General features: G+C 71.9%; 10 protein-coding genes and 1 pseudogene. 2 read left to right on the top strand and 9 right to left on the bottom strand.

Annotation, left to right across the window (positions count from 1 at the left end; genetic code table 11):
* The 3 genes from pepN to MXD61_RS08410 all read right to left on the bottom strand — a co-directional run.
* A partial coding sequence (gene pepN / locus MXD61_RS08420) for an aminopeptidase N (protein ID WP_248812274.1) occupies positions 1-1,529 on the bottom strand: 1,529 nt, incomplete at its 3' end.
* Positions 1,530-1,562: 33 nt separating this feature from the next.
* The gene (locus MXD61_RS08415) at positions 1,563-1,976 is read right to left on the bottom strand and encodes a hypothetical protein (RefSeq protein WP_248812273.1); all 414 of its coding nucleotides are present in this window, start codon (positions 1,974-1,976) and stop codon (positions 1,563-1,565) included.
* Positions 1,969-2,334: a hypothetical protein gene (locus tag MXD61_RS08410; protein ID WP_248812272.1), complete on the bottom strand. Its 366-nt coding sequence runs from the start codon at positions 2,332-2,334 to the stop codon at positions 1,969-1,971. The genes MXD61_RS08415 and MXD61_RS08410 overlap by 8 nt, the downstream gene beginning before the upstream one ends.
* A gap of 173 nt (positions 2,335-2,507) precedes the next feature.
* Between MXD61_RS08410 and MXD61_RS27955 the strand changes: the two are divergent.
* Positions 2,508-2,936: pseudogene (locus tag MXD61_RS27955) on the top strand (ABC transporter permease); the annotation flags it as partial.
* A gap of 22 nt (positions 2,937-2,958) precedes the next feature.
* On the opposite strand, the gene MXD61_RS08400 reads toward MXD61_RS27955, so the two are convergent.
* The 5 genes from MXD61_RS08400 to MXD61_RS08380 form a co-directional block, all read right to left on the bottom strand.
* Positions 2,959-3,399, bottom strand: a complete 441-nt coding sequence (locus MXD61_RS08400) for a nitroreductase family deazaflavin-dependent oxidoreductase (protein ID WP_248812271.1) — start codon at positions 3,397-3,399, stop codon at positions 2,959-2,961.
* Positions 3,400-3,474: 75 nt separating this feature from the next.
* The gene (locus MXD61_RS08395; protein WP_163549824.1) at positions 3,475-3,819 is read right to left on the bottom strand and encodes a zf-TFIIB domain-containing protein; all 345 of its coding nucleotides are present in this window, start codon (positions 3,817-3,819) and stop codon (positions 3,475-3,477) included.
* A gap of 120 nt (positions 3,820-3,939) precedes the next feature.
* Positions 3,940-4,992 (bottom strand): phosphotransferase family protein, encoded by a 1,053-nt coding sequence (locus MXD61_RS08390; RefSeq protein WP_248812270.1) that lies wholly within the window; start codon positions 4,990-4,992, stop codon positions 3,940-3,942.
* 2 nt (positions 4,993-4,994) lie between these two features.
* Positions 4,995-5,909 (bottom strand): methyltransferase domain-containing protein, encoded by a 915-nt coding sequence (locus MXD61_RS08385; RefSeq protein ID WP_251079622.1) that lies wholly within the window; start codon positions 5,907-5,909, stop codon positions 4,995-4,997.
* 155 nt (positions 5,910-6,064) lie between these two features.
* Positions 6,065-6,559 carry a hypothetical protein gene (locus tag MXD61_RS08380; protein WP_248812269.1) on the bottom strand — a complete coding sequence of 165 codons (495 nt, stop codon included), beginning with the start codon at positions 6,557-6,559 and terminating at the stop codon, positions 6,065-6,067.
* Positions 6,560-6,672: 113 nt separating this feature from the next.
* On the opposite strand from MXD61_RS08380, the gene MXD61_RS08375 reads away from it, so the two are divergent.
* Positions 6,673-6,903 (top strand): hypothetical protein, encoded by a 231-nt coding sequence (locus tag MXD61_RS08375; protein WP_248812268.1) that lies wholly within the window; start codon positions 6,673-6,675, stop codon positions 6,901-6,903.
* A gap of 113 nt (positions 6,904-7,016) precedes the next feature.
* On the opposite strand, the gene MXD61_RS08370 is transcribed toward MXD61_RS08375, so the two are convergent.
* Positions 7,017-8,504: an NAD(P)/FAD-dependent oxidoreductase gene (locus tag MXD61_RS08370; RefSeq protein WP_248812267.1), complete on the bottom strand. Its 1,488-nt coding sequence runs from the start codon at positions 8,502-8,504 to the stop codon at positions 7,017-7,019.
* Positions 8,505-9,268: the final 764 nt, after the last annotated feature.

Genomic DNA, 9,268 nt, shown 5'->3' with positions numbered 1-9,268 from the left:
GCGACCCCCCCCCCCCCCCGCCCCACCACCCCCACCGGCGCCCGCCCCACCGGGCCCGCCCCCCCGCCGTAGACGGCGAGGGCGACGCGGTGCGGGCGCAGCGTCGGATAGCGGGCCGGGGCGCTCTGGCGGACGGTGACGGCGCTGAGGCGTCCGGCGTCGTCGACGGCGATCCGCGGGGTCAGCGTGGTGACCTGCTCGCGGCGCAGCCACAGCTGGGCCCAGCCGGTGAGGTCCCGTCCGCTGGCCGTGGACAGGGCGGAGAGCAGATCGTCCAGGGAGGCGTTGGCGAAGGCGTGCCGGGTGAAGTAGGCGCGCAGGCCGGTGCGGAAGGCGTCCTCGCCGACCCAGGCGACGAGCTGACGCAGCACCGAGGCACCCTTGGCGTAGGAGATGCCGTCGAAGTTCAGCAGGGCGAGGGCGGTGTCGGCGACGTCGACGGGTGCGACCGGATGGGTCGAGGGCCGTTGGTCGGCGGCATAACCCCAGGCCTTGCGGCCGACGGCGAAACTCGTCCAGGCGTCGGTGAACCGGGTCGCCTCCGCGGTGACCCGGTAGCCCATGTACTCGGCGAACGACTCGTTCAGCCACAGGTCGTCCCACCAGCGCATGGTGACGAGGTCGCCGAACCACATGTGGGCCATCTCGTGGGCGATGACGACCGCGCGCAGCTGCCGCTCGGCGTCGGTCACCGCCGACCGGTAGACGAACTCGTCGCGGAAGGTGACACAGCCCGGGTTCTCCATCGCCCCGGCGTTGAACTCGGGGACGAACGCCTGGTCGTACTTGCCGAACGGGTACCGGTCGGCGAAAAGCTCGTGGTAGCGGTCCAGGCAGGCCCTGGTCACCTCGAGGATCTCCGCCGCGTCGGCCCGCAGATGCGGTGCCAGCGCCCGACGGCACAGCAGCCCGAGCGCGATCCCGTCGTGGGTGTCCTCGATGACGTGGTACGGCCCGGCGACCACGGTGACGAAGTAGGTCGCCAGCGGCGGCGTCTCGGTGAACTCCCAGCGTCCGGGCGCGGTCTGGTGGCCGGCGCCGTTCGCGCGTACCACCCAGTCCGGCGGCGCCAGCACCACCAGACGCACCGGGGCCTTGAGGTCCGGCTGGTCGAAACAGGTGAAGATCCGCTGGGCGTCGTCGAGGAACGTCTGGGCGTAGAGGTAGACCTCGCCGTCCTCGGGATCGTTGAACCGGTGCAGCCCCTCGCCGGTGTTGGAGTAGCGCATCGTCGTCGTCGTGACGAGCTCGTTGGACGCGCCGAGCTCGTCGAGCATGATCCGGTTGCCGTCGAGCGCCGCCGCCCCGAGCACCCGCCCGTTGAGCCGCAGCTCATGCACCTCCACCGCCTTGAGCTCGGCGAAGCCGCCGGTGGGGTGCTGGGGATCGCGCAGGCTGAACCGCACCCGGGTCGTCGAGCCGAACTCCGTCGACGTGCGGGCCGCCGTGAGGTCCAGCTCGATGTCGTAGCCGTCGACGCGCAGCAGCCGCGCGCGGGCGATGGCCTCGTCCCGGGTGAGCGTGTACATACCGCGAACCTACGAGATGTGGGCCGGGCCTGGTCAGCGGATGGCCGCGCGGGTGCGGCGCAGCCAGAGCAGCCCCACGATCGGCAGGATGACCGGGATGAACAGATAGCCGCTGCCGTAGGTGGACCACACGGCCTGGTCGGGAAAGGCATCGCTGTCGAGCACACTGGCGGTGCCGACGGCGAGCACCCCGACCAGCTCCGTGGCACAGGCGGCCACCGCGACCTGATGCCAGCGCCGCCCGCGCCGCGTCAGCGCCACCGTCGCCACGACATAGACCACGGCGGCGAACGCGGACAGCAGATAGGCCAGCCGGGCATGGTCGAACTCGGTGGCGATCTGGACCGCGGACCGCGAGCAGGCGGCCACCGCGAAGATCGCGTACACGGTCACCAGAATCCGCCCCGGCCCGCTCGCCGTGCCGCCGGTCAGGGGAACCTCAGCCACCGGTGTTCTCCCAGACCTGACCCATCCGGATGACCACCATCGCGGCCGCGAGAAACGCGACACCGAGCACCGCGCTACCCCAGCGCGTACGCTCACCCGCCGTCCACCAGACGCCCGCCGGGAGCACCAGGACCGAGCCGATCAGATACAGCACGAAGACAGCCGGTTCCCCCGCCTGCTCGCCGCCGATCAGCTTCACCACCGCGGCGACGGCCTGGGCGAGCAGGACGAGTTCGCATCCGCCGCTGGCCACCAGCACCCCCACCCCCACGGCCCGGTCCCGTGCTGTCTGCACCAGGCAGACCAGCGCGACGACCAGCGTTACGCTGATCACCGCGGCCTCAAGACCAGTGATCATCCATGCCCCCTTCGCCGTCGAGGTGCCTCCGGCCAGCTACTACCGATGGTAGGACTCGCCGAGCTGGCGACGACCCACGGCAGGTGGCGACGACCCACGGCAGGTGGCGAGGCGCGACGAGACGCGGTGAGACGCGGTGAGGTGGGCGGGGGCGGGGCGGCCGGTGGGCATCGATGTGCGGCTGGGCGTGGGCCTGGCGCTGTTGCTCGCGGTCACCGTCGGGGTCCTCACCTGGGCCCGGGTTCCGGATGGTCTTCTCCGTCGGCGCGGTGTCACCCACAGTGCGCACCCTGGTGGCGCTCGCCGGCAGCCTCATCGGCGGGACGATGACCGCCTGCACCCTCACGGGTCGACGTCTCGGAGACGGACTGCGCCGCCGCTGGGACGAGGTCGAGGCCTGGCTGGCGCTCGGCGCGTCACCGCGCCGAGCGGTCCTGGACATCGCGCGCGACAGCGTCGCCGAAGCGCTCGTCCCCGCGTTGGACCAGACCCGCACGGTCGGGCTGGTCACGCTGCCCGGGACGTTCGTCGGCGCGCTGCTCGGCGGCGCGTCGCCGGCCGGGGCGGCCCGCTTCCAGCTCGTGGTCCTCGTCGGCATGCTGTGCGCGCCGACCGCGGCGCCGATCAGGACGCCGCGGGCTCCAGCACGAAGAGAGGAATCACCCGGTCGGTCCTGCGCTGGTAGTCGGCGTAGTCCGGCCAGACGGCGACGGCACGTTCCCACCAGCGGACCTTCTCGTCGCCCGTGACCTCCCGGGCGACATAGTCCCGACGGTCGGCGCCGTCCTGCAGCTCGACGTGCGGATCGGCCACGAGGTTGTGGTACCAGACCGGATGCTTCGGCGCGCCGCCCTGCGAGGCGACCACCGCGTACGCACCGTCCTGCTCGACCCGCATCAGCGGCGTCTTGCGGATCTTCCCGGACCTCGCGCCCGTGGTCGTCAGAATGATGACCGGTACCCCGCGTAGTTCGTTACCGCGGGTCCCGCCGGAGCTTTCGTACTCGGCGACCTGATCGCGGACCGGAGCCGCCGGGCTGGGTTCGTACTCACCGGTGAGTGGCATTCCCCCAGTCAACCAGTCGGCCCCGTCCGCGGGAACCAACGCCGGTGGAATGACCGGGCCTGCCGGGTGACGGAGTCAGGAGCTGAACAGCATACGGGCGAAGCCGCCGTGCTTGGAGCGGCCATGGCCCTGACCGTGGCCCCAGGCCGGCTGGCCGTAATGACCGGGCTGGGCGTAGGGCGCCGGCTGCGCGCCGTAGTGACCGGCCTGCGGGTAGCCGCCAGCCGGGGGGTAGGGCGCGGCGGGCGGCGGCGGGGCGGCCGGCTGGCTCCACTGGCCCTCGAGCCGGGTCAACGCCTCCAGCTCGCCGTAGTCGAGGAAGATGCCGCGGCACCCGTCGCACTGCTCGATCTGCACGCCGTTGCGGTTGTACGTCCGCATCGCCGCGTGACACTTCGGGCACTGCAACGTGTAGCTCACGGATGCCACCTGCCGTTTCGGTAAGCGCCAGAGATCGGACCCTGACGCGAGCGTACCGGCCCGATGGCGCACCGACGCCGGCGAGTCACCTTCGCGACCGTGGTCCGCGCCCGGCGCCACTCAGGAGTGCGCCTCATGGATGCGGGCGCAGGCGGCGACGAACTCCCGGTCGACGTCCTCCAACGGAGCGGCCGTGCCAGCCGGGCCATGATCAGATGTGCTGTCCTGGCCAAGGCCGAGGTGGGCGGCGACGGCGGTCGCGGCGTACTCGACGGTGAGCGCGCGGGCTGGCAGGTCGAGCACCGGCCACGGGTCGTCGTCGGCCGGGACGGCCGGTCCGCCGCCAGCGCGATAGGCGTCCAGCAGGCTCGCCCAGCGTTCCAGTGAGAGCAGCCCGCAGGCGAACCACGCCGCGGGGCGGGCCAGATCCCAGGCGGGATCGCCCAGGCCAAGGTCGTCCACATCGATGATGCGCCAGCCGACACCGGGCATCTCGACGAGTTGGCCGAAGTGCCAGTCACCGTGCACCACGGTCGTCGGACGCCCCGGCCGGGACGCGGTCGGGCGGCCGAGCGTGTCATGGGCGGCGAGGACGGGGGCGACCAGCGGGTGGGCTGCGTGCGGGCGGAGCCGGGTGACCCGGTCGGTGAGGCGGCGCAGCACGTTCGCCGTGGGCACGGTGGCGAGGTCGTCGAGGCCGACGGGCTGGCGGTGGAGCCGGGCGAGCAGTGCGCCGGCCCGAGCCCAGGGGGCGGCGTCGACGTCGCGCGCGCCGAGTGCGCGTCCCGCGGGCCAGGCGCTGACCAGCTGGGAACCGACCTGCGCCACGAACGTCGCCGGCTGCCCGGCCAGAGCGAGCGGTCCGAGCAGCACCTCGCGCAGCGCCGGGCGCGCGGCGACCCGCAGCCGAGCGGCCAGCGACCGCGGGTCCGTGCCGATCGGATGCGCCTTGAGCATGATCTCGCCGCAGCGCACGATCAGCCGGTCATCGCGGCGGGACTCCACCACCGGTGTCCACGGCGCCGCCTGGGACGGGACGTCCGCGGCGGGTGCGAACAGCTCGGCGAGACGCGCCATCGCGGCAGGCAGATCCTCCGCCGACCCACGGGACGTGGGCCCGTCGGGCAGGGTCTCGCCGGGGGTGGTCTCGCCGGGGGTGGTCTCGCCGACCATGGTCACAGCATCGGCTTGCGCAGCCGCCAGATGCACTCGGACGGCCACCGCCGGGCCCACGCCTCGTCCTCGCGTGCACCGGAAGCCGTGTCCGCGCCGTCCTGGCCGTCGAACGCCGCCTGGCCGTCGAAGACCGCCTGGCCGTCGAAGACCGCCTGGCCGTCCTGGGTGGGGCGGGGCGGGCGGGGTTCGAGAAGGTCCTCGATGACGAGTCCGCTCTCGCGGAACAGTCGGATCCAGGTGCCGTAGGGCAGGTTCATGCTGACCAGGCCGTCCGCCTCGGGGACCAGGCGCAGACCGAAGTAGTCGCGGATCAGGCGGGTGCCGGGGGAGTCCCGGCCGGGGCGCACCGTGACCTCGTAGATCGGGCTGACATGGCTGAAGGCCAGCAGGCCACCGGGCCGCAGCACCCGCGCCGCCTCGGGGATCGCCCGGATCGGGTCGGCGAAGCTGAAGGCTCCGTGGTCGGCGAAGACGATGTCGAACGATGCCTCGGCGAACGGCACCGCCTCGGCGCTCGCCTGCACCAACGGGAAACCCAGCCCGGTGTCCGCGGCGAGCCGACGGCTGTGGCTGAGCTGGCGTTCCGAAAGGTCAAGCCCGACGGCGCGAGCGCCCCGGCGGACCAGCGCGGTCGACCACTGCCCGCCGCCGCACCCCATTTCCAGCACATCCCGACCGTTGACCTCACCCAGAACACCGAGGCGCGATTCGGGAATCTCCCACAGGCCCCAGGAGATATCGCCGGTGAACGCCTGGCGGCGGATCTGCGGTCCGTTCAGCCGCTGGTACTCGTCCGAGATCTCGTTCCAGCGTTCCCGGTTGGTGCGTACATGTGTGTCGACCACAGTGCCCTCGTCCTCCTCCCGGCGGACGCGGCGCGGGTCAGGCCGGAGCCGAGGGTGCCGGGTCGCCATGCGGGACATCGTCGTCCGGTCCGTCATCGTATGAGACGGGTACGGAGCACCTTTCGGTCGACCCTTCGTTCGCACACTGCCGAGGCCCGGCGAAGAAAATCGGGACACCGAATTCCTCGCCCGAGCCCCGGCAGGATCGCGCACATCCGTGCGGGTCAGTCCCGGGGTTCGGCGACGACGACCGCGGTGTGGGTGTCGCCGGTGGTGCGGGCGCGCACGGCGACGGTGTCTCCGGAGTGGATGTCGGTGACCTTCGCCGCCTTCTGGTCGACGCGGTACTTCGTGTCGCCGGTCAGGACGTAGGTCGCGGCATACCCGTCCTCGCTGGTGACACTGAGCGAGGTCGGGCTGATCGCGGTGACCTTGCCGCGCTGGCCGTTGACGACCTGGTATCCCTTGTCGGTCCTGACGGTCGCCTCGCCGTGCAGGGCGTTCTGGCGCAGTTGGCGGGCCTCGGCGAGCCGCGGGTGGTCGCGGCCGAGTCGCCGGCCCGCCGGTGCTTCGGTGTCCGGTGCGGTGGCGGGCGCCGACGCGGCGGTGGGGGCGGGGGTGTCCGCGGAGGCCGCGGTGCCGGTGAGTCCCAGGCCGACGCCCAGTCCGAGGCCGAGCATGCCCACCGACGCCACGGCGACACCTCGCCGTGTGCTCATGAACCTGCGCATCGTTACCTGTCCTTCCACCCGTCCGCACGCCGTGGTGACGGCGTGGCGCGCCGATGTGGCGCGCTGCCCCCACCACGGTGCCGTGCCGACATGTGAACCAGATGCGAACCGTGTCCGGCTCCGACGCGAACGCCGATGCGAACGCCGACGCGAACGTCGGTGGGGATACCGGTGCGAACGCCGTGCGGATGTCGGTGTGGGGTGGATCAGCGTGGTCCGGACGGTGTGGTGTGCGGTCGATCCGGCCGTGGGCGCGGCGGCTGCCCGGTGGCGTGCGCCGTGCGGCCGAGCGCGCGGCGACCATGTCCGCGGGATGGCCGGGGATCACCTGATCGGGGGCCTGGCCTGCCCGGAGGTGATACGCGCGGTGGTGTTCGTACGCGCGACCGCCCGGGCCAGGGAGATCGAACTCCTGACCCGGGCGGTCGTGGTGCGGGTGCGACGCTCAGACGCGGGTGGCGGCCCGGCCGTTCGCGTCGGGGGTGGGCTGGGTGGGGACCGGCGAGCGAGCCGCTCCCGTCCAGCTGGGTGCCTCGTCGCTCTTGGGGGGCAGCGACGGGGCGAAGTTGTCCCCGAGGCGTTGCAGGGCGGCCCGGGCGAAGATCTGCTGCTCCGTGCAGGTGCGCTCCGAACGGCCGCGGCCGATGAAGCTGACCGTCCAGTGCAGCAGGGTGGTCAGGCGGTGCTTGAAACCGATGATGTAGACGAGGTGCACGGCAAGCCAGACCAGCCAGGCGAGGAAACCGCTGAACTGGACGCCGCCGATCTTGGCCACCGCGCTGAACCGCGAGATGGTGGCCATGCTGCCCTTGTCGTGGTACTTGAACGGGTTGCCGGTGCGCTTGCCGGCGACCCAGCCCTGGATCTCCTTGGCGGCATGCCGGCCGCCCTGGATGGCGACCTGCGCGACGCCGGGAAGCCGGTCGAGGCTCATCATGTCGCCGATGACGAAGACCTCGGGGTGACCGGGCAGGGTGAGGTCGGGCAGCACCTCGACACGGCCGGCCCGGTCGATGCCGGCGCCGGTCTGCTCGGCGAGCTGCCTGCCCAGCGGGCTCGCGGCGACACCGGCGGCCCAGACCTTGCAGACCGACTCGATGCGGCGGCGGGTGCCGTCGGCGTCCTCGACCTCGATGCCGGTCGCGTCGACGTTGACGACCTTCGCGCCGAGCTGCACCTCGACGCCGATCTTCTCCAGCTTGTCCTGCGCCTTCTCGCCGAGGCGCTCGCCGAAGGGCGGCAGTACGGCGGGGGCGGCGTCGAGCAGGATGACCCGGGCCCGGGTCGGGTCGATGCTGCGGAAGTCGCGGCGCAGCGTGCGGCGCGACAGCTCGGCGATCTGCCCGGCCATCTCGACGCCGGTGGGGCCCGCGCCGACCACGACGAACGTGAGCAGGCGCTCGACGTCGGACGGGTCGGTGGAGGCCTCGGCGAGCTCGAACATGCCGAAGATGCGACCGCGCAGCTCGAGGGCGTCGTCGATGCTCTTCATGCCCGGGGCATGGGTGGCGAACTGGTCGTTGCCGAAGTACGACTGCCCGGCACCGGCGGCCACGACGAGGCTGTCGTAGGGCTGCACGGTGGTACGGCCGAGCAGCTGCGACGTGACGGTACGTGCCTTCACGTCGATCTCGGTGACCTCACCGAGCACGACCTGGGCGTTGTCCTGCTTGCTGAGGACCTCACGGGTGGTCGGGGCGATCTCGCCTTCCGACAGGATGCCTGTCGCCACCTGGTAGAGCAGGGGCTGGAACAGGTGATGGGTGGTCTTGGCAACCAGAGTGATCTCGACGGGCGCCTTGCGGAGAGCCTGTGCGGTGAACAATCCGCCGAAGCCAGAGCCGATGATCACCACGCGGTGCGGGGAGCTCCGGCGCCCCTCGAGCCGTTCCGGTTCGCCGGCGTGCCCAGTGTGGGCGCTGTCCGTATTCACGATCCTTCTCCGCTCAACCTCTTGACTCCCAGCGGTGCCCGTTGGCGCCGCGGAGACCGTATCCCCACGAGCACACGGGTCTCCCCTGACTATTTTCCGCCCTGTGCGCGCCCTGGCATCGTGTTCATCGTCACCTCACTCCGCGACGGTGGGACTCGCCTGGACTCACATTGTGTGGTGTGGAGCACATCCGATCCGGCGGGCGATTAGACCTAGCCCGGACGGCGCGCCGTGGGCGGTTGTTCTGTGGGCGGTGGCCCGCTCGTGGGGCAAAGCCAGGAAATGAGCCGTGCCGCGTCCGGCGACCACCATACCGCCCCTACCCCGCCCGGACCGGGTGGGGCCCGGCGGGCCCGCTGGCCTGCGGCGTCAGGGTTGGCCTGGCCTGTCGTGGGCCTGTCTGGGCCACCCGGCGCACCGGTGCACCGGGCGAACGGGGGTGCATGGGCGCGGTTCTCCGCATCGGTGTATTCCGACAGTGCTTTGTTCGGTGGATGTCCGGCGCGCCCTTCCGTCGGGTCCATCCACCCGCGCCCTCGACGCGTGCACCTTCACGTGAGAGCGAGAGGTATACACAGGATTCCGTCGGGTGACGATGCGTGTTGGTCCTTTTCCTGCCTCCGTCTGGCCTGGGTTGTCGTCGGCGGTGGGCTGTCGCCTGCGGTGATTCCCTGTGGACGGGCGTGGGTGGGCGTGGCCACGACGGCCTGGGCCGACCGGGGGTCGGCGGGTGGTGGTGACGCTGCGTGTGACTCGCTGGCCCG

Source organism: Frankia sp. AgPm24 (assembly GCF_023243055.1).
Taxonomy (GTDB): Bacteria; Actinomycetota; Actinomycetes; order Frankiales; family Frankiaceae; genus Frankia; species Frankia umida.
This window is presented reverse-complemented; position numbering and strand designations above follow the sequence as displayed.